This window comes from Sinomonas sp. P47F7 (genome assembly GCF_049332655.1).
Lineage (GTDB): Bacteria > Actinomycetota > Actinomycetes > Actinomycetales > Micrococcaceae > Sinomonas.
The window spans coordinates 4,212,150-4,232,043 of the sequence record NZ_CP186327.1 but is presented as its reverse complement, the minus strand read 5'-3'; the positions used below and the strand labels follow the sequence as shown (position 1 = coordinate 4,232,043).

At 70.5% G+C, this 19,894-nt stretch carries 21 protein-coding genes; 17 read left to right on the top strand and 4 right to left on the bottom strand.

All coding sequences use genetic code 11. The annotated features are described in order from the left end of the window. The first annotated feature begins 36 nt into the window (after positions 1-36). The 9 genes from ACOKR1_RS19765 (at position 37) to ACOKR1_RS19725 (ending at position 7,146) form a co-directional block, all read left to right on the top strand. Entirely contained in the window at positions 37-879 is an 843-nt protein-coding gene (locus tag ACOKR1_RS19765; protein ID WP_422936695.1) for an alpha/beta fold hydrolase, read from the top strand. Next, positions 876-1,409, top strand: a complete 534-nt coding sequence (gene pcaC / locus ACOKR1_RS19760; RefSeq protein ID WP_422934586.1) for a 4-carboxymuconolactone decarboxylase — start codon at positions 876-878, stop codon at positions 1,407-1,409. Before ACOKR1_RS19765 ends, pcaC begins: the two co-directional genes overlap by 4 nt. After that, the gene (locus tag ACOKR1_RS19755; RefSeq protein ID WP_422934585.1) at positions 1,406-2,656 is read left to right on the top strand and encodes a thiolase family protein; all 1,251 of its coding nucleotides are present in this window, start codon (positions 1,406-1,408) and stop codon (positions 2,654-2,656) included. Before pcaC ends, ACOKR1_RS19755 begins: the two co-directional genes overlap by 4 nt. A gap of 32 nt (positions 2,657-2,688) precedes the next feature. Then, positions 2,689-3,348: a 3-oxoacid CoA-transferase subunit A gene (locus ACOKR1_RS19750; protein WP_422934584.1), complete on the top strand. Its 660-nt coding sequence runs from the start codon at positions 2,689-2,691 to the stop codon at positions 3,346-3,348. A gap of 4 nt (positions 3,349-3,352) precedes the next feature. Then, positions 3,353-4,027: a 3-oxoacid CoA-transferase subunit B gene (locus ACOKR1_RS19745; protein WP_422934583.1), complete on the top strand. Its 675-nt coding sequence runs from the start codon at positions 3,353-3,355 to the stop codon at positions 4,025-4,027. Positions 4,028-4,182: 155 nt separating this feature from the next. Beyond that, entirely contained in the window at positions 4,183-4,980 is a 798-nt protein-coding gene (locus tag ACOKR1_RS19740; RefSeq protein ID WP_422934582.1) for an IclR family transcriptional regulator domain-containing protein, read from the top strand. Between the two features lie 65 nt (positions 4,981-5,045). Further along, positions 5,046-5,525 (top strand): DUF4440 domain-containing protein, encoded by a 480-nt coding sequence (locus ACOKR1_RS19735; protein ID WP_422934581.1) that lies wholly within the window; start codon positions 5,046-5,048, stop codon positions 5,523-5,525. Then, positions 5,525-6,076, top strand: a complete 552-nt coding sequence (locus ACOKR1_RS19730) for a GNAT family N-acetyltransferase (RefSeq protein WP_422934580.1) — start codon at positions 5,525-5,527, stop codon at positions 6,074-6,076. Before ACOKR1_RS19735 ends, ACOKR1_RS19730 begins: the two co-directional genes overlap by 1 nt. 104 nt (positions 6,077-6,180) lie before the next feature. Then, on the top strand, positions 6,181-7,146 hold the full coding sequence (locus ACOKR1_RS19725) for an IS481 family transposase (RefSeq protein WP_422934579.1): 966 nt from the start codon (positions 6,181-6,183) through the stop codon (positions 7,144-7,146). Here ACOKR1_RS19725 and ACOKR1_RS19720 read toward each other — a convergent pair. Together ACOKR1_RS19720 and ACOKR1_RS19715 are read right to left on the bottom strand one after the other, a co-directional pair. Next, entirely contained in the window at positions 7,124-7,735 is a 612-nt protein-coding gene (locus ACOKR1_RS19720) for a HutD family protein (protein ID WP_422934578.1), read from the bottom strand. The two genes, ACOKR1_RS19725 and ACOKR1_RS19720, sit on opposite strands and share 23 nt — an antisense overlap. A 53-nt stretch (positions 7,736-7,788) precedes the next feature. Further along, complete coding sequence (locus tag ACOKR1_RS19715; protein ID WP_422936694.1) at positions 7,789-9,006, bottom strand: MFS transporter; 1,218 nt, start codon at positions 9,004-9,006, stop codon at positions 7,789-7,791. 214 nt (positions 9,007-9,220) lie between these two features. On the opposite strand from ACOKR1_RS19715, the gene ACOKR1_RS19710 reads away from it, so the two are divergent. The 8 genes from ACOKR1_RS19710 (at position 9,221) to ACOKR1_RS19675 (ending at position 17,857) form a co-directional block, all read left to right on the top strand. Continuing rightward, positions 9,221-9,967 (top strand): IclR family transcriptional regulator, encoded by a 747-nt coding sequence (locus tag ACOKR1_RS19710; protein WP_422934577.1) that lies wholly within the window; start codon positions 9,221-9,223, stop codon positions 9,965-9,967. A gap of 116 nt (positions 9,968-10,083) precedes the next feature. Continuing rightward, entirely contained in the window at positions 10,084-11,274 is a 1,191-nt protein-coding gene (locus ACOKR1_RS19705) for a 4-hydroxybenzoate 3-monooxygenase (protein ID WP_422934576.1), read from the top strand. 138 nt (positions 11,275-11,412) lie between these two features. Further along, positions 11,413-11,880 carry a carboxymuconolactone decarboxylase family protein gene (locus ACOKR1_RS19700; protein WP_422934575.1) on the top strand — a complete coding sequence of 156 codons (468 nt, stop codon included), beginning with the start codon at positions 11,413-11,415 and terminating at the stop codon, positions 11,878-11,880. 106 nt (positions 11,881-11,986) lie between these two features. After that, a complete protein-coding gene (locus ACOKR1_RS19695) occupies positions 11,987-12,604 on the top strand; it encodes a PadR family transcriptional regulator (protein ID WP_422934574.1) in 618 nt (205 codons plus the stop codon). A gap of 40 nt (positions 12,605-12,644) precedes the next feature. Further along, entirely contained in the window at positions 12,645-14,603 is a 1,959-nt protein-coding gene (locus ACOKR1_RS19690) for an ABC transporter ATP-binding protein (protein ID WP_422934573.1), read from the top strand. Between the two features lie 90 nt (positions 14,604-14,693). After that, on the top strand, positions 14,694-15,917 hold the full coding sequence (gene rlmN, locus ACOKR1_RS19685; protein ID WP_422934572.1) for a 23S rRNA (adenine(2503)-C(2))-methyltransferase RlmN: 1,224 nt from the start codon (positions 14,694-14,696) through the stop codon (positions 15,915-15,917). Further along, positions 15,914-17,059 carry an FUSC family protein gene (locus tag ACOKR1_RS19680; protein ID WP_422934571.1) on the top strand — a complete coding sequence of 382 codons (1,146 nt, stop codon included), beginning with the start codon at positions 15,914-15,916 and terminating at the stop codon, positions 17,057-17,059. Before rlmN ends, ACOKR1_RS19680 begins: the two co-directional genes overlap by 4 nt. Before the next feature lie 24 nt (positions 17,060-17,083). Next, positions 17,084-17,857 carry an amidase family protein gene (locus tag ACOKR1_RS19675; protein WP_422934570.1) on the top strand — a complete coding sequence of 258 codons (774 nt, stop codon included), beginning with the start codon at positions 17,084-17,086 and terminating at the stop codon, positions 17,855-17,857. Here the strand turns inward: ACOKR1_RS19675 and ACOKR1_RS19670 are convergent. Both ACOKR1_RS19670 and ACOKR1_RS19665 read right to left on the bottom strand, forming a co-directional pair. Beyond that, the gene (locus ACOKR1_RS19670) at positions 17,820-18,323 is read right to left on the bottom strand and encodes a GNAT family N-acetyltransferase (RefSeq protein WP_422934569.1); all 504 of its coding nucleotides are present in this window, start codon (positions 18,321-18,323) and stop codon (positions 17,820-17,822) included. The genes ACOKR1_RS19675 and ACOKR1_RS19670 overlap by 38 nt on opposite strands. Positions 18,324-18,351: 28 nt before the next feature. Beyond that, a complete protein-coding gene (locus tag ACOKR1_RS19665; RefSeq protein WP_422934568.1) occupies positions 18,352-19,806 on the bottom strand; it encodes an FAD-binding oxidoreductase in 1,455 nt (484 codons plus the stop codon). Positions 19,807-19,894: the final 88 nt, after the last annotated feature.

Sequence of the window (19,894 nt, the reverse complement as noted above, 5' to 3'; positions counted from 1 at the left end):
GACATGAGACACAAGAGGAAGGACGAGCACGTGAGCATGCCACAGATCCGCGCGGTGAGGCTTTCGCCGCGCGAGCAGCTGGGGGAGAGGGAACTCGTGGTGCTGGGCCCGTCGCTGGGCACGTCGACCGTGATGTGGGACGCGGCCGCGCGGCTCCTCGGCGAGGACTACGACGTCCTCGGCTGGGACCTCCCGGGCCACGGTGTCTCGCCGGCCGCCGAGCCGGACGCGGCGTTCAGCCTCGGCGAGCTCGCGGACGCGGTTGCCGCTCTTGTGGACTCGATCGTTCCTGGAACCCCGTTCCACTACGCGGGAGATTCCGTGGGCGGCGCCACGGGCGCCGAACTCGCCCTCCGCCACCCCGAACGGCTCCTGAGCCTCGCGATGATCTGCTCGTCACCGCGCTTCAACGGCGCCGAGGCCTACGCCGAGCGGGCCGAGCTCGTGGCCCAGCAGGGCACCGCGATCCGCCTCCAGGCCTCCGCCGAGATCTGGTTCGCGCCCGGCTTCCTCGGCGAGCACGCGGCCGAGTCCTCGCGGCTCCTGCACGCCCTCCGCGACGCCGACCGCTTCGGCTACGCCGCCGTGTGCCGCGCGATCGCCGCCTACGACGTCCGGGAGCGCTTCACCGAGATCGCCGCCCCGTTCCTCGCGATCGCGGGCGAGTTCGACACCGTGTGCCCGTTCTCGGAGGCGCAGTGGATGGCCGAGCGGGCCCGGAACGGCCGGGCCGTCGAGGTCCCGGGCGTCGCCCACATCGCGCCGACCGAGAATCCGGCGGCCGTCGCGAGCCTGCTGCGCGAGCATTTCGCGCGGGCGTCCTCGCGCGCCGCGGCCGGCGGCGACGTTGGAGACAACGCGGCGGAGGCAGCCCAGTGAGCGCGCAGCTCGCCGGGGCGAATTGGGCGGACGACGCGCGGGCGGGCGCCGTCCAGCCCGACGCCACCGAGCGCGACGTGTACGACGGCGGCATGGCGGTGCGGCGCGAAGTCCTCGGCGGCGCGCACGTGGACCGGGCCAACGCGAATACCGACGAGTTCACGGCCGAGTTCCAGAACATGATCACGCGCATCGCGTGGGGCGGCATCTGGACGCGTCCGGGCCTCACGCGCCAAATGCGCTCCGTCGCCGTGCTCACGGCGATGATCGCGCACGGCCACTGGGACGAGTTCGCGATGCACGTGCGCGCCGCGCTCCGCAACGGGCTCACGCGGGACGAGATCAAGGAAGTGATCCTGCAGAGCGCGATCTACTGCGGGGTGCCGTCCGCCAACACGGCGTTCAAGGTGGCGCAGAAGACTCTGGCCGCGATTGACGCTAGCGCTGACACCGCCCAGAACAACCAGGCCGGAAGCCCCGCCGCGGACGAGAGCGCCATCGATTCTGACGTTGAGAAGGAACAGCCATGACCGAAGCATTCATCTACGACGCGATCCGCACGCCGTTCGGCAAGTTCGGCGGCGGGCTCGCCGGGGTCCGCCCGGACGACCTCGCGGCGCACATGGTCCGCAGCATCGTGGACCGTGCCCCGGGGCTCACGCCTGAAGCACTCGAGGGCGCGAATGGCAAGCACAGCGCGGTGGACGAGGTGATTTTCGGCAACGCGAACGGCGCGGGCGAGGAGAACCGCAACGTCGCTCGCATGGCCACGCTGCTCGCGGGCCTCCCGACCTCGATCCCCGGCACGACCGTGAACCGGCTCTGCGGCTCGTCGCTCGACGCGGCGATGATCGCGTCGCGCCAGATCGCGGTGGGCGACGCCGACGTCGTCCTCGTGGGCGGCGTCGAGTCGATGAGCCGCGCGCCGTGGGTCCTGCCGAAGACGGAGAAGCCGTACCCGGCCGGCGATCTGCAGCTCGCCTCGACGACGCTCGGCTGGCGGCTCGTCAACCCGAAGATGCCCTCGCAGTGGACCGTCTCGCTCGGGGAGGCGACCGAGCAGCTGCGCGAGCGCCACTCGATCGGACGCGAGCGGCAGGACGAGTTCGCGGCGCGTTCGCACAACCTTTCGGACAAGGCCTGGAACGAGGGCTTCTACGACGGGCTCGTGGTCGCCGTCCCCGGCACGGAGCTCGCGCGCGACGAGGGCATCCGCCCCGGCTCGAGCGCCGAGAAGCTCGCGGGCCTCAAGACCGTCTTCCGCGCCGACAACGGCGACCGCTCGGGCACGACCTCGGGCGGCACCGTGACGGCCGGCAACGCCTCGCCGCTCTCCGACGGGGCCTCCGCCGTGCTGCTCGGTTCGGAGGCCGCCGCCGGGACTCTCGGCCTCGAGCCGATCGCCCGCATCGCGGGCCGCGCTGCGGCCGCCAACGAGCCGCAGTTCTTCGGCTTCGCACCGGTCGAGGCCGCGAACCGGGCCCTCGCCAAGGCGGGGATCGGCTGGGACCAGGTGGGCGCCGTCGAACTCAACGAGGCGTTCGCCGCGCAGTCGCTCGCGTGCGTGGACGCATGGAAGATCGACCCCGAGATCGTCAACCGGCACGGCGGCGCGATCGCGATGGGGCACCCGCTCGGCGCATCGGGCGGCCGGATCCTCGGCACGCTCGCTCGCAGCCTGCAGCGCAGTGGCGAGCGCTGGGGCGTCGCCGCGATCTGCATCGGCGTGGGCCAGGGGCTCGCTGTGGTGCTCGAGAACGTGACCGCCGCGAAGTAGCGTCGAGCGGCGCAGAGAGGGAACAGGTAGAGATGCTGGAATTCAAGGACACCGTTGCCGAGGCGGTCGCGGGCATCGAGGACGGCTCGACCGTGATGATCGGCGGCTTCGGCAACGCGGGGCAGCCGTTCGAGCTCATCGACGCGCTGCTCGAGGGCGGTGCGCGGGGGCTCACGGTGGTCAACAACAACGCGGGCCAGGCCGACGAGGGCCTCGCGCTCCTCATCAAGGAGGGCCGCGTGCGCAAGATGATCTGCTCGTTCCCGCGGCAGAGCGACTCGTGGCACTTCGATGCGAAGTATCGCGCGGGGGAGATCGAGCTCGAGCTCGTCCCGCAGGGCAATCTCGCCGAGCGCATCCGCGCGGCCGGGGCGGGCATCGGCGGCTTCTTCACCCCGACCGGCTACGGCACCATGCTCGCCGAGGGCAAGGAGACGCGCCTCCTCGACGGCAAGTGGCAGGTCTTCGAGACGCCGATCCACGCGGACGTCGCGCTCATCAAGGCCCTCAAGGCGGACGGCAAGGGAAACCTCGTGTACCGCAAGACGGCGCGCAACTTCGGGCCGATCATGGCCGCCGCGGCGAAGCGGACCGTCGTGCAGGTCTCGGAGATCGTGCCGATCGGCGGCCTCGACCCCGAGAACGTCGTGACGCCGGGCATCTACGTCAACACGATCGTGAAGGTGGGCTGAAAGCATGACCGGCATTTCGACGTCGTCCGTCCCCCAGAAGAGTGAAGCCCCCCTGGGCCGCGACGACCTCGCGCGGCTCGTGGCGCGGGACATCGCGCCGGGTTCGTTCGTGAACCTCGGCATCGGCCAGCCGACCCTCGTTTCCAACTACCTCACCGCCGAGCAGGACATCACTCTCCACACGGAGAACGGAATGCTCGGCATGGGGCCGGTCGCCGTGGGAGACGAGATCGATCAGGACCTCATCAACGCTGGCAAGATCCCGGTGACGGAGCTGCCGGGCGCGAGCTATTTCCACCACGCGGACTCGTTCGCGATCATGCGCGGCGGCCACCTCGACGTGTGCGTGCTCGGCGCGTTCCAGGTCTCCGCGGCGGGCGACCTCGCGAACTGGCACACCGGCGCGCCGGACGCGATCCCGGCCGTGGGCGGCGCGATGGACCTCGCGACCGGCGCGAAGGACGTCTACGTCATGATGACCCTGCTCACGAAGGACGGGAAGTCCAAGCTCGTGCCCTCGTGCACGTATCCGCTCACGGGCGTCGGCTGCGTCACGCGCGTTTACACGGACAAGGCCGTCTTCCTCATCACGGGCGACGGCGTGCGGGTGCGGGAGACGTTCGGCGTCACCTTCGGGGAGCTCGAGGGTTTGATGGACATCCCGCTGCTCGCGGGCTGACGGCTACTGTGGCAAGGGGGGCCGTGCGCCGCATGACCGTCCCCTGAGCCGCATGACCGTCTCCAGGAGGCACGACCGTCCCGCACAGACGACGGTTATGCCTCTGATGGACGGCCATACGGCCTAGAGGACGGTTGTCGAGAGAGGAGAACGCGATGAGCGAGGCGGTTTCGCAACCCGGCGACCAGTTCGTGCAGTCCCTCGCCCGCGGGCTCGCCGTGATCCGCGCGTTCGACGCCGACCACCAGGAGATGACCCTCTCCGAGGTCGCGGCCCGCACGGAACTCACACGCGCCACCGCGCGGCGCTTCCTGCTGACGCTCGTCGAGCTCGGGTACATGCGCACCGACGGCCGTCGCTTCACGCTCACGCCCCTCGTGCTGCAGCTCGGGTACGCCTACCTCTCGGGCCAACGGCTCCCCGAGCTGGCCCAGCCGTTCCTCGAGGAGCTCTCGCGCCGCGAGGGGGAGTCGACGTCGATGGCCATCCTCGACGGGACGGACATCGTGTACCTCACGCGCATCCACACGCGTCGCATCATCTCCGTGGGCATTTCGCCGGGGACGCGGTTCCCCGCGCACGCGACGTCGATGGGCCGGGTCCTGCTCGCGGCCCTGCTCCCTGCCGAGCTCGACGGGTACTTCGCGGCCGCGAGCCTCGAGCCCCTCACGCCACGGACGCTCACCTCGCGCGAGGCGATTGAGGCGGAGCTCGCGCGCGTGCGGGAGCGGGGCTTCGCCGTCGTCGACCAGGAGCTCGAAGTAGGCCTCCGCTCGGTGGCCGTGCCCGTGCTCGGCGCCGACGGCCGCACGGTTGCGGCGATCAATCTCGCGCTCTCCGCCCGGCTCGACGGCTCGGAGGACCGCGACGCCGAGGTGGAGCGGCTCGTTCCCGAGCTCCGCGCGGCCGCCGCGGGGATCTCCGACGCGGCGCGGGCGGCCGGGGCGGCCTAGCGCCGGGCGGACGGGATAGTGTGACGGTTGTCCCGATGGCGGAACACGTGAGGATTGAGGCGCCCATGCCCAACAACGCAGAAGGCGATCGCGCGGCGGTCTACGGGGCCGTTCGGCGGTTCTTCTCCGCGTTCGTCTCGGGACCTGAGGCCGCCGAGGGCGCGGCGGTACTGCGCGAGGTCCTGCTGCCGGGCGCCGTGGTCGTGCGCACGTGTGGCGATGAACCCCAAGTGCTCGGCGTCGAGGACTTCATTCGGCCGCGAATCGAGCTCCTGGCCGGTGGCGAGCTGCGCGACTTCCGCGAGTGGGCGAGGTCCGGAAGGATGGACATCTTCGGCGACATCGCCCAGGTCTGGTGCCGTTACGAGAAGTCGTGGTTCCTGGGGGCGGAGGCCAGCGAGGGGCGGGGAATGAAGACCCTGCAGCTCGTGCGCACTTCCTCTGGCTGGCGCATCAGCGCGATTGCGTGGGACGACGAACGGCCCGGGGTGAGCATGTCCGCCTTCCAGCCCATGACCGAGACCTTCGATGGGAGCGGTTCGTAGTGTTCGCGCATCAGCTGCCGTCCGGAGCCGAGCTTCGGCCGCTCGAACCGTGGCAAGGCGCGGAATTCGCGGATCATCTGGACCGTGCGCGCGAGCACATCCGCCCGTGGGTTGGGCCCACGTTCGTCACGGCAGGGGTCGAGGCCGCGACCGCGACCCTGACTCGCTACGCGACCGCAACGGCCGCCGACGGCGCCCGGATCTACGGCATCTGGTCCGGGGGAACCCTCGTGGGCGGCGTCATGTTTGTTGGCTTCGACGCCCCTCGCGGTGTCGCCGAACTCGGCTGCTGGCTCGAGCCCGGCGCGGAAGGGCGGGGCCTCGTCAGCGAAGCCTGCCGGGCCCTCGTGCGCTGGGCGTTCGAGATTCGCGGACTGCACCGCATCGAGTGGCGCTGCCGGGCGACGAACGCCCGTTCCGGTGCCGTCGCGCAGCGCCTCGGGATGACGCTCGAAGGAACCCTCCGCCAATCCTGGCCGATGGGCGACGCGTTCGACGACACCCAGATCTGGGCACTCCTTTCCGCGGAGTGGCAGCCCGAACTGGCCTAGCTGTACCCGGCCAGGACGTTGGTAGCGGCGAGCCTGGTTGAACGAGGGAGAACCTCCGAGTGGGATGTGGCTTGTCTAAGGCCCACTCCGACTCGGAGGTTCTCATGTCCCACGGTAGTGCCCGGCTGACCGTCCATGGTCGCCGGTTGATCGTCGAACGTCATCAGGCGGGCTGGGCGCAGGCCCACATCGCCGCTGCGATGGGTGTGTCCCGGAAGTGCGTGAAGACCTGGATCGACCGCTATGCCGCCGAAGGCGAGGCAGGCCTGGCCACACGCTCGTCGCGGCCGCACACGATGCCGACCAGGACCGGCGGGGAGGTCGAGCAGAGAGTGCTGGCTGCCCGCGCCGAGCACCGCGAGGGCCCCGACGTGCTCGGGCCCAAGGTCGGGGTCCCCGCCCGGACGGTCTCACGCATCCTGCGCCGCCACGGCGTGCCGTACCTGCGCCAGTGCGATCCGATGACCGGTGAGGTGATCCGTTCATCGAAGCAGACCGCGGTCCGCTACGAACGGCAGCGGCCCGGCGAGCTGGTGCACATGGACGTGAAGAAGATCGGCCGCATCCCCGACGGCGGGGGCTGGCGGGCGCTGGGCAGGGAGGCGACCGTGGACCACAAGCACAAGAAGGCCCCGATCGGCTACGACTACGTCCACTCGCTGGTCGATGACCACTCCCGTCTCGCCTACAGCGAGATCCTGCCCGACGAGAAGGGCCCCAGCTGCGCGGGCTTCCTCGAACGCGCGATCGCTTACTTCGCCGCCCACGGGATCACCCGGATCGAGCGACTGATGACCGACAACGCGTGGGCCTACCGGTACTCCCTGCGGGCGCCGTGCGCCGAGCACGGCATCATCCAGAAGTTCATCAGGCCCCACTGCCCCTGGCAGAACGGCAAGGCCGAAAGGCTGAACCGTACCCTCGCCGCCGAGTGGGCCTACCGCCGGGCCTACACCAGCAATGACCAACGAACAGCCGCCCTTGCGCCATGGCTCGAGCACTACAACACTGAACGCTGCCACAGCGCACTCGGAGGAAAACCCCCGATCAGCCGACTGCGACCAACCTGATGGCCGGGTACATCTGGCCGGCGTCCTTGCCGCCAGCCCCCGCGGCGTCCACGCTGACCACCGCGAGGAAGCCCCGCCCGAGGACCGCGGGATTCTCCTCGGAGCCAACCACGGTGTCGTAGCGCGCGAGGGGCTCGCCGCCGTCGACCGCGGCCTCCCCCTGAAGGAGCACGCCGAGCTGCCCGGGGAACAGCGGGTGGGCGCGCTTCTTCGAGAGCTCGAGGATGGTGACGTGGCCCGTGAAGGCGCCGCGGCGCGTGATGAGGCCGAGGTCGCGGATCGAGCCGGTGGGGAGCACCGCGCTCGCAGGGGCGCCGCCGTCGAACCTGAAGGGCCGGAAACGCTCGAGGCCCTGCTCGCGCCCGCCCACCGTTAGCACGAGGAGCTCGCCCTCGACCACCGTGAGGACGCGCTCCATGCCCTCGAACGAGGAGAAGTCTCCCGCCCGCTCGATATCGGCGAGGCTGAGCCGCCATCCCCAGTCGTTGCCCGTGGATTCCGGCCCTCGCGCGATCTCGACGGTCGTGCCGCCGCCGTTGCGCCAGGCGGTGCGGGGCAGCTCGGCGAAGCGGATGATGTGCGCGGGCATGGGCGTCCTTCCGTCGGTGCTCCAAGCCTATGGCGTTCCGGACGGTCCGCCCGCTACACGTCCTCGCGGCTCGGCGCGGCCTGCGCAACCGCCCGAGGCACGAAAACGAGCGCAGCGACCGCCACGAGGGCTGCCGCGGCGAACAGGTAGAACCCCCACGGGTAGGCCGCGTTGGCGGCCACGAGCGCGCCGGTCACCGCCGGGCCGAGGATCGCGCCGACGCGGCCCACGCCAGCCGAGAAGCCGAGGGCCGTGCCCGTGAGGTGCCGCGGGAACAGCTGGCTGACCCACGCGTACACGAGGACCTGCGAGCTGAACACGAAGACTCCCGTCACGAAGACCGCAGCGTCGAGGAGGAGCTCGTTCTGCAGCCGAATGCTCAAGAAGCCGAGGAACACGGCCGAGAGCCCGAACCACAGCAGCACCACAGGCTTGGCGCCGTGCCGGTCCGCGAGCCGCCCGGCCAGCACGAGCCCCGCGACGGCGCCGATGTTGAGCACGAACAGGAGCGTGAGCGACGAGCCCATCGAATAACCCGCGCTGGCCATGAGCGTGGGGAGCCACGTGTTGAGGCCGTACACGAGCAGGAGTCCCATGAACGACGCGAGCGCGATGCCCACCGCCGCGAGCGGGTACGGCTTGCGCAGGAGCGCGCGGAACCCGAGGCTCTTGCCACCCGAGGAGGCGGACGACGGCGCGTGGGCGCCGCCGTCGTCAGTCGCGCCTTCCGCCGCGCTCGGGGGGACGGCCGCGTGGGCGCCTGACTCGGGCAGCCTGAGCCAGAGGAAGGGCACGAGGATGAGGCCGGCGAGGCCGCCCACGATGAACATCGCCCGCCAGTTGGGGACGAGGGCGAGCGCGAGGAGCGAGGTCACGACGGCGCCCACGTGGTACCCGGTCATGGTGCGCGTGGTGGCGCGGGCGCGGGATCTCGCGGGTGAGTGGTCGTTCATGAAGGCGAGAGCGACGGGCAGGCACGCCCCGAGGCCGAGGCCCGCGAGCAGCCGGAACGCGCTGAAGACGGCGACATTGGGCGCGATGACGACCGCGATCGTGAAGACCGAAAACCACGCGACGCACGCGACGAGCAGCCTTCGGCGTCCGAACTTGTCCGATAGCGGTGCGATGAAGAGGGCGCCGAGGCCTACGCCCACGAGCGAGATCGTGGCGGCGAACGTCGCGCCCACGGGGTCGAAGCCGAGGTCCTTGGACTTGAGCAGGGTGGGGATGATGGCGCCGAGGACCACGAGGTCGAAGCCGTCGAGGACCATGGCGAGCCAGCAGAGCCAGACCGGCGCGGGGCCGGGTCGAGTGGGCAAGGCCGCCTGAGTGCGGGCGGGGGAGGGGGACGACGCTGTCACGGGAAACCTCCGGGAAGTGGAACGGATGTGAGAGGTGTATCACCCCGGCCAATCTGCCCGGAATCCTGGTTTCCGTTGAATGGAATGATGGAGGAGCCAATGGTGGAACCAGCAGGGAGGCGTCGTGGCCAACTCAAACTCCGGCGATTCGGTCGTGGACCGCGTGGTCCGCGTCCTCGAGGCGTTTCCGGAGGGCGTGAGTTCCCTCCCGCTCGGCGAGCTCGCCCAGCGCGCGGGGCTCCCGCTCACGAGCGCCCATCGGCTCGTGAGCCAGCTCGCCGAGCACCGGCTCCTCGAGCAGGCGCCGGGCGGGAAGGTCCAGCTCGGCCTGCGCCTGTGGGAGCTCGTGAACCGCAACTCGCCCACGCTCCTGCTCCGCCAGGCCGCCCTCCCGTTCATGGACGACATCCACCAGGTCCTCAACCAGAACGTGAATCTCGCCGTCCTTCAGGGCGACGACGTCCTGTTCGTCGAGCGTCTCTCCCGCCGCGGATCCGTGGCGAACCGCGCGAAGGTGGCGGGCCGCATGCCCGTGCACGTCTCGTCGGCCGGCATCGCGCTCATGTCCGGCCAGCCGCGCTCCGTGCAGAACGCCTATCTCGCGAGCTTCCGCGACCCGACGGGCCGCGTGACCCCGGACCACGTTCGCCGCCTGCTGGCGACCGCGGCCGAGCGCGGTTATGCCGAGCTCGCGGGCGTGGTCGATCCGGACACGTGGGGCATCGCCGTGCCCATCGAGGACCGCCAGCGGCGCACGGTGGCGGCGATCGGCGTCGTCGTTCCCCTCGACGAGGTGCGCATTCATCAGCTGGTTCCCGCGCTCCGGACGGCGGCGCGCGGCATCGGGCGGCAGCTTGGCGCGCCGGCCTGAGTCGCTTCCGTTCAACGGAAAGCATCTCACGCCGTCGTCGTGATTCGACGCACACTCGAAGTGACGTCCGGAGCGGCCCAACGGAGGGCCGCCGGCAGCGGAAGGCGAGTTTTGAGATGAGCGAACGCAAGATTCACACCACCCAGGTGGCCATCATGGGTGCCGGGCCGGCGGGCCTCATGCTGTCCCACCTGCTGCATCAGGCCGGGATCGAGAGTACGGTCGTGGAGATCCGCAGCCGCCGAGACATCTCCCACACCATCCGCGCCGGGATCCTCGAGGCCGGCTCCGTGGACCTGCTCGTGGGCTCGGGCGTGGACAACGTGCTGCGCAACGGCCACGAGCACGAGGGCACGGAGTTCCGCGTCAACGGCGAGGGCCACCGCATCGACTTCAAGGGCCTGACCGGGAATTCAGTGTGGCTCTACCCGCAGAACGATGTCTTCGACGATCTCTCCGCCCAGCGCGAGGCCGACGGCGGCGACGTCCGCTACTCGTGCTCCGACACCCAGGTCTTCGACCTCACGGGCCAGCCCAAGGTGCATTTCACCGATGCCGACGGCCAGGACTGGGAACTCCGCGCGGAGATCCTTGTGGGCGCGGACGGCTCGCGCTCGCACTGCCGCTTCCAGATCCCCGAGGCCGAGCGGACCTGGTACTTCAACGAGTACCCGTTCGCGTGGTTCGGCATCCTCGCCGAGGCGCCGCGCAGCTCGCCTGAGCTCATCTACGCGAACTCGGCCCACGGCTTCGCGCTCATCAGCCAGCGCACCGACACGATGCAGCGCATGTACTTCCAGTGCGACCCGACAACGAACCCTGCGGACTGGAGCGAGGAGCAGATCTGGGAGCAGCTGCGCCTCCGGGTCAACGGCAACGGCTTCGCCCTCAAGGAGGGCCCGATCATCGACAAGGTGGTCCTTCCGTTCCGCTCGTTCGTGCACACGCCCATGCGGTACGGGAACCTCTTCCTCGCGGGCGACGCCGCCCACACCGTCCCGCCCACCGGCGCGAAGGGCCTCAACCTCGCCCTCCACGACGTCAAGCTCCTGTTCGAGAGCCTCGACGCCTATTTCAAGTCGGGCTCGACCGCGCTCATCGACACGTACTCCGACCGCGCGCTCGACCGCGTGTGGAAGGCGCAGTACTTCTCCTACTGGATGACCGCGCTCCTCCACACTGTGCCGGACGAGCCGAACCACGCGTTCTTCCGCGCCCGCCAGCTCGGGGAGCTGCGCTCGCTCCTCGAGTCCGAGCACGGCCGCGCCTACATCGCCGAGTGCTACACGGGGTGGCAGGGCAAGTAGCCGGCCGGTCGTCCGCTCCTGCCCATCTTGGGGGAGCGCAGTCGGTGCGTTGCCGGGCACCACGCCGACTGCCGGCGGATTGGGCGGCGCAAGAAGGGCAGGAACGGACACGCCGGAATCGGGTGAAAGGATGCCCCTATGAGCCACTCGAGTCCCGTCCCGTCCTTCTACCTCGACAAGGCCGATCCCGGCTCGTGGAAGGCCCTCAATTCCCTCGCCACCGCCGTGCGCGAGGCGACGGAGGCGGCGGGCGTGCCGCGCGACGTCGTCGAACTCGCCAATGTGCGCATCTCCCAGATCAACGGGTGCGCGTATTGCCTTGACCTCCACGTGCGTGCCGCCGAGGAGGCGGGAACAGCGGCGGTCAAGCTGCGCGTTCTACCTGCATGGCGCGAGACGTCAATCTTCAGCGAGACCGAAGAGGCCGCGCTCACCATCGCGGAGGCGGTCACCCTGCTCCCGGACGACGACGAACGGGTCGCCTCGCTCGAGTCCGCCCGCTTCGCGCTGGGAGACGAAGCCTATTCGGCCCTGTGCTGGGCCGCGGCCACCATGAACACGTTCAACCGCGTCTCGATCGTGAGCCGTCACCGGGTCACGGGCTAGGGGTTTTCGAAGAGGGCTTGTTCTCCGAACATTAACGATATATCGTTGAGGCATCGAGATACATCGGTGCCATATCGGTGTATCGCCCTACTCAAGGAGAAACACGATGCATCCCCATCCAGACCATCACGAGCATCAGCACCACCACGACGGGCACGGCTTCGGTTCCGGCAGCCCCGGAGGCTTCGGCCCTGGCGGCTTCGGGCGCGGATTCGGCCGCGGCTTCGGGCCGGGTTTCGGGCCGGGCCGTGACTTCCCGCCGGGCTTCGGTCCGCGCGGCGGGCGCCGGGCCAGCCGAGGGGACATCCGTGCGATGATCCTCTCGCTCCTGTCCGAGAGCCCGAACACGGGCTACGGCATCATCCAGGCCGCGAACGAGCGCACGAACGGCATGTGGCGCCCGAGCCCCGGCTCGGTCTACCCGACGCTCCAGCAGCTCGTCGACGAGGAACTCGTCGAGCAGACCGGCGAGGGCAAGCGCACCGAGTTCACGCTCACCGAGACGGGCCGCGCGTACGTCGCCGACCACGCCGAGGAACTCCAGAAGGCGTGGGACGCCGCCCCCGGCGCAAGCGAGGCCTCGGACGCGTTTGTGGAGAGCGCCAAGAAGTTCATGGGCGTGCTCCACCAGTTCCGCTTCGCCGCGACGGACGAGCAGCGCACCAAGGCCGCCGCCGCTCTCGACGACGCCCGCAAGGCCCTGTACCTCATCCTCGCCGAGTAGCGGGATCATTGCAGAGAAGGCCGTACTCCTAAGGAGGCCAATGTCCCAGATGGCACCCGGGCGACCCCCCGCCGTCGGACGCGGCGGTCGCGTTTCGGGCGGCGACGTCGCGCTGCAGAAGAAGCTCAACGCGGAGGCGCCCCGCATCCCGCACCTGCTCCGCCGCATCGCGGAGCTGTTCACGCCGCATCGCGGGGCGCTCTCTCTCACCGTTGTGCTCGTGCTCGTCGGGGCCGCGCTTTCCGTGGCCCCGCCGCTGCTCACCCAGCGCACGTTCGACGACGGCCTGTTCCCTCCCGGGGGCCATCCCGACCTTCCGCGGCTCGGTGAGCTCGTGTCCCTCATGGTCGGCGTCTACGTGATTTCGGCGCTGCTCGGTGTGTGGCAGACGTACCTCACCTCGACCGTGGGGAACGCGGTCATGGGCGCGCTGCGCGTGCGTCTGTTCAGCCACCTGCAGTCCATGGAGCTGAGCTTCTTCACGCGCACCAAGACCGGCGTGATCCAGTCCCGCCTCCAGAACGACGTGGGCGGCGTGGCGGGCGTGCTCTCCAACACGGTCTCCGGCGTCGTCGGGAATATCGTCACGGTCATTGCGGCGTTCGTCGCGATGATCGCGCTCAACTGGCAGCTGACCGTCATCGCCGTTGTCCTCATGCCGTTCCTCGTGATCGCGCAGCGCCGCGTGGGCCAAGTGCGCGCGCGGATCGCCACCAAGACCCAGGAATCGCTCTCCGACATGACGGCGATCACCCAGGAGTCGCTCAGCGTGTCCGGGATCCTCCTGTCGAAGAGCTTCAACCGTCAGCCCGACGAGATCGAGAGGTACTCGGCGGAGAACCGGAACCTCGTGCGGCTTCAGGTGCGGCAGGCCATGAGCGGCCAGTATTTCTTTGCGCTCGTGAGCATCTTCCTCTCGTCGATCCCCGCGATCGTGTACCTCGTGGCCGGGTGGCTGCTTTCGGGCGGCGCCCACGGCGTCACGGCCGGCACGATCGTCGCGTTCACCACGGTCCAGGCGCGGCTCCTGTTCCCGCTCATCGCGATCATGCGCGTGGCGCTCGACCTCCAGACGTCCGGGGCCCTGTTCGCGCGCATCTTCGAGTACCTCGACCTGAGCCCCGCGATTACCGACGGGCCGTCCGCGGAGCCGCTGCCGGCCGCCGCAGACCGCCTCGGCGAGGTCGAGTTCGATCGCGTGACGTTCAGCTACCCGGACTCGCGCGGCGAGGACCGGGCCACGCTCAACGACGTCTCGTTCCGGGTCGAGCCGGGCCAGTTCGCCGCGTTCGTGGGGCCGAGCGGCGCCGGCAAGACCACGGTCTCCTACCTCATTCCCCGGTTCTACGAAGCGAGCGAGGGGTCGGTGCGGTTCGCGGGGCGGGACGTGCGCGAGATCGAGCATGAATCTCTCGTGAGCCACATCGGGATCGTGAGCCAGGAGACGTACCTCTTCCACGCGACGATCGCCGAGAACCTGCGCTACGCGAAGGCCGACGCGACGCAGGAGGAGCTCGAGGCCGCCGCGCGTGCGGCCAACATCCACGAGACGATCGTCTCCTTCCCGGACGGCTACGACACCGTGGTCGGCGAGCGCGGCTACCGGCTTTCCGGCGGCGAGAAGCAGCGCATTGCGATCGCGCGCGTGCTGCTCAAGGATCCCGAGGTGCTCGTGCTGGACGAGGCCACGAGCTCGCTCGACACCATCTCCGAGCGCGTCGTCCAGAAGGCCCTCGACACCGCGGCCCACGGGCGCACGACGATCGCGATCGCCCACCGGCTCTCGACCGTGGTCGGCGCCGACGTCATCTACGTCGTGGACCGCGGGCGGATCGTCGAGCACGGCTCCCATGCGGAGCTCCTCGCGGCGGGCGGCGCCTACGCGCGGCTCTACCTCGACCAGGCGGGCGGGGGAGCGGGCTCAAACGGCGCAAACGGAGCGCTGGGCGCGATCGGCACGAGCGGCGTGACCAGCCAGCGAGGCGGCACCCCCGCCTGATTGTCTCGGGTGAGATGGCAGGGCGGGGGAGAGCCGAATCATAGTCGCCCGATTGGGGAATGCGAAAACCGGCGTGGGATGATGGGCGGGATGACTTCCCCCACGCGAACCCCGGACAGCCCCGTGCCCCCCGCCGACGGCGACTCCCGCCCCCAGGTGCGGCCCGCGACGGAGGGCTGGGAGCAGCAGCGCACGGCCGAGGGCCGCCCGCTGCTCCAGTTCGCGTCCCCGCGCGTCAAGCAGCCGCCGGTGCACCTCGCGGACCTCACGCTCGCGGAGCGCGCCGAGAAGCTCAAGGAGCTCGGCCTCCAGCCCTTCCGCGCGAAGCAGCTCAGCACGCACTACTTCCAGCACTGGACCACGGATCCGGAGCGCATGAGCGACCTCCCGAAGTCGGGCCGGGAAGAGCTCGTCGAGGCGATGTTCCCGCCGCTCCTCACCGAGGTCCGCCGCCTCCGCACCGACGACGGCAACACCATCAAGTTCCTGTGGCGCCTCTTCGACGGCGCGCTCGTCGAGTCCGTGCTCATGCGCTACCCGGGCCGCATCACGCTGTGCGTCTCGTCGCAGGCGGGCTGCGGCATGAACTGCCCGTTCTGCGCGACGGGCCAGGCGGGCCTCACGCGCAACATGTCTGCCGCGGAGATCGTGGACCAGGTCGTGGCCGCGAACCGCGTCATTGCGGCGGGGGAGCTTGGCCAGACCGAGCACCCCGACGAGCGGGTCACCAACATCGTGTTCATGGGGATGGGCGAGCCCCTCGCGAACTATAAGCGCGTCATGGCCGCCGTGCACCGCTTCGTGGACCCCTCGCCGGAGGGCCTCGGCATGTCGGCCCGCAACATCACGGTCTCGACCGTGGGCCTCGTCCCCGCGATCCGCAAGCTCGCCGAGGAGAACGTGCCCGTCACGTTCGCGCTCTCCCTGCACGCCCCGGACGACGAGCTCCGTGACGAGCTCATCCCCGTCAACAACCGCTGGAAGGTCGACGAGGCCATCGACGCCGCGTACGACTACTTCCGCAAGACCGGCCGCCGCGTGAGCATCGAGTACGCGCTCATCAAGGACATGAACGACCACGCCTGGCGCGCGTCGCTCCTTGCGAAGAAGCTCAACCAGCGCGGCCGCGGCTGGGTCCACGTCAACCCGATCCCGCTCAACCCGACGCCGGGGTCTATCTGGACAGCGTCCGAGCCCGAGGTCCAGGACGAGTTCGTCGACGTGCTCCGCGCGGCCGGCGTCCCCACGACACTGCGCGACACGCGCGGCAAAGAGATCGACGGCGCGTGCGGCCAGCTCGCCGCCGCCGAATGACGGGCGCGCAGACCTCAGGCACCTCAGGAGTGCACGCGTACGACGGCGGGACCCGCCCGGGTGGGCCGCTCGCCGTCGTCGGCCGCTTGCTCCGCGAGCTGATGCTGGGCATCGGCCCCGCGAAGAACGACCACCACGCCGCGATCCGCGCGGCGGCCGGAGTGTTCGTGCCGCTGCTCACGCTCACCCTCGTCAACCGGCTCGACCTCGCGATCTTCGCGAGCTTCGCCGCGTTCACGGGGATCTACGGCCGCAACGAGCCGCATCGCGTCCGGCTGGTGACGCAGACGCACGCCGCGCTGCTCATGCTCGCGGTCATCCTCGCCGCGACGTTCTCGGCCCGGATGAGCCCCGGCGGCGTGCTCAATCCGTGGGAGATCGTGGCCGGCACGACGCTCGTCGCATGGCTCTGCACTGTCATGGTGGGGCGTTGGCGGCTGCGGCCCGCGGGCTCGCTGTTCTATATCTTCGCGTTTGCGTCCATCTCCTCGCTCCCGCAGCAGCCGCCGCTCGGCGACGCCCTCGTGGCCTCCGCCGCGACCGCGGTCCTGTGCCTCGCGATCGGCGTCGCCTCGCGCCTGCACCCGGCCCGCCGCACCCCGCTCACGTGGTCCGGTCTGCGCGCCGCGTGGCGCGTGCGCCTCGGCTCGGAGGAGCGTCGGGTTCTGTGGCTCGAGTCGATCGGCTACCTCGTGGCCCCGGCCATCGCAGGCGTCGCGGCGACCGCCGTCGGCCACGCGCTTGGCTTCGGGCACAACTACTGGGCGATGGTCGCCGCCGTGGTACCGCTCGTGGGGCATTCGACCCGGCACCGCGTGAACCGCGGGCTGCAGCGTGTGCTGGGCACCGTGGTCGGCCTTGTGCTCCTCGCGGGGATCGCCGCGCTGCGGCCCGCGCCCTGGGTCATGGTCGTGATCATCGCGGCGTGCCAGTTCGGTGCGGAGATGCTCATCGCGCGGCAGTACTTCCTCGCGCAGGTGTGCGTGACGCCGCTCGCGCTCCTTTCGACGCTCCTCGTGGCGCACACAGATCCGGCGGCCCTCGTCCACGACCGCTTCATCGACACGGCGATCGGCGCCATGGTCGGCGTGCTCGTGGTGCTCGCGCCCAGCGCGTACCGGCGCTGGGCGGCACGGCGCTGATGGTGCGCCGCCCTCCTCGACGGCATGGTCGAGGATGCCTCGGCCGAGCGCTGGGGCGGGCTCAAGGCGGTCCGCGCCGTGGACCGCGCGACGCGCCGGGTAGGCGTCGACCGCTCGCTGTGGGCAGACTGGGGCGTCGCGGCGAACGTGGCGGGGCTCGTGGAGGAGGCCCTGGCCGTTCTGAGCGGGCTCGGCGTCGAGATCGTGGACGTGAGCCTCCCCGAGCTCGACCTGGCGCTTCCCGCGAGCCTCGCGATCTCACTCTCGGAGGCGGCCCATCACCACCGGGAGCGGCTTCGCCGCGGCGCCGCTCGGTATCTCCCCGCGACGCGAATCATGATCGAGACGGGCGCGCTGGTCACCGCCGAGGACGTGAGGCTTGCCCAGGCCGTCCGATCTCAGCTGCGGACGTCGCTCGTCCGGGTCTTCGCGCGGACCGGCATCGGCGCGCTGGCCTCGCCGACGCTCCCGGCGATCGCGCCGCAGGCCGCCCTCATGTCCCGCGAACTGACGGGGAAGGCGGGCGAGGATTCGCTCGCGTCCGCGCTCCGCATGCTCTCGCCAGCCAACGTGACCGGGCTTCCGGCCGTCAGCGTGCCCTGCGGTCTCGCCGACGGCCAGCCCGTGGGCCTGCACCTCATGGGGCCGGCCTTCTCGGATGCGGGGCTCCTCTCCCTCGCCCACGCCTACGAGCTCGCGTCACCCTGGCACGCGCTCGTCCCGCTGCGAGGCCTCCCGGCGCCGAGTGCCAACGCTTGGGTCAGCTCGCCACCGCGTGGACCCGCACCGGCGCCATGATCGGCTTCGCGTAGCAGATGGACTCGTCGACCTCTTGGTAGGGGCCGAAGTTGGGGACCTCGCGGTAGCCGGCGGCCTCGTAGAACATCTTGCCGTCGGGCTGGGCGGAGCCGGCCTCAGCCATGACGAGCGTGATCCCGGCCTCGTGGGCCTCGGCCTCGAGCGCGAGCAGGATCGAGCTTGCGACCCCGGACCCCCGGGCGTAGGGAAGCACGTAGACCCGCTTGACCTCAGCCGTCTTGGCGTCGAGCCGGCGGAGGCCGCCGCAGCCCAAGGGCTGGCCGGTCGCGCGCTCGTACGCGATGAGGAAAACCGCCATGTCCGCGGCGGTCGGCGGTTCGCCGGGCTCGTGCTCGCCGTGGCCGTACCGCGCGTCGAGCTCGGACTGCTGCGCGGCGCGGAGGTCCCGGCCCACGGGGTTGGACCAGGACGTTCTGCGGATGATCAGCTTCGGGTGGGTCTGCATGCCGCCTCCTCGATCGAAGGGTATGCCTCTACACGCTAGATTCCCGCCGTTTCCGCGCCGTTACGGTGGTGTGAGTTCTGGGGAACGCTTCGCCGCCGGTCCACGCGTCCCCACCCGGCGGGATGTTCTGGTTGATCCGGAAGAGATTCTGGGGGTCCCAGCGCCGCTTGACCTCGACGAGGCGGCGGTACTTGTCCTCGCCGTACGCCTGAACGATGCGCCCGCCGCCCTCGTCGCCGAGGAAGTTGACGTACACGCCGACGGCGAGCCGATGCAGCTCGCCCCACAGCTCGCGCGTCCACTCGATGTGCGTCGACTCGGCGGTGGGTTCGTTCCAGCGCGTGTTGATGTTGAGCAGGATCGCCGCGTCGCGGTGGCCGTACGCGCTCGTGTCCTCGGGCACGCGCGCGAGCGCTCCCCCGAGCGCGGCGAGCTTGATGTCCGACGCCGGCGAGGAGAACTGCGCCGCGGCGTCGACGAGCGTCGCGATCGCCTCTCGGTCCAGGCCCCTGAGGTAGTCGGCCTTCCAATAGTTCAGCGCGCCGGGGGACCAGTAGGGGTCCTGCGCTTTCTGGACGGCGGTGTACTGCTTCGGCCCGACGGCGTCCACCGCGGGCCGGCCCAGGGTTCGCAGGGGAGCGAGCGCGGCGTCGGCTTCCTCGCGGGCGCCGAGCCACATCATGCTGACGGACAGCACCGGGAGGCCCCAGAGCTGCTCGGGGAAGGGCGGATCCTGGGGAGCCGTCCGCAGCGTGGCGATGGTCATGGCGTCGTCAGGCAGCGACGGAAGGGCGGCGGCCCAGGCCTCGAGCACCTCCGCGGCCTGCTCGAGCGGATAGACCACTGATCCCGCGACGACCTCCGGCCCCACGTCGTGCAGCTCGAACTCGAGCGAGGTCGCGACGCCGAAGTTCCCGCCACCCCCGCGCAGGGCCCACAGGAGCTCGGGTTCGCTCTCGCCGTCGACGACCGTGAGCTCGCCGTCTGCCGTGACGAGGTCCACCGAGCGCAGATTGTCCGACGCCGAGCCGTGCCGCCGCACGAGCCACCCGACTCCGCCCCCGAGCGTGAAGCCGGCCACGCCGGTCGTCGACATGATGCCGCCCGTCGTCGCGAGCCCGAACGCCTGGGCCTCGTGGTCGAACGTGCCCCACGTGATGCCCGTCTGGACGCGCGCTCTCCTGGTGCGCGGATCGATCCTGACGCCCTGGAGCGCCCGCAGATCGAGGACGAGCCCGCCGTCACACGTTCCGAGCCCCGCGATGTTGTGCCCTCCGGCCCGGACGGCGAGCGGCAATTCGCGGTCCGCGGCGAAGCGGACCCCGGCGAGGACGTCCGCGATCCCGGCGCACTGCAGGATCGCGGCGGGGCGCCGCTGGATCGAGCCGTTCCACACGGCGCGGAGCGACTCGTAGTCCGGATCGCCGGGGGCAACCACGCGCCCCCGGCACCGTGATTGGAGGTGGTCGAAGCCGTTGACCATCGTCGCTCATCGCCCTTCTTCGCGAGGCCCAAGGAGTGCCTCAAAGGTGGCACTCGAGAGAGCTCCGCACAATGGCCCAACGGCGGGA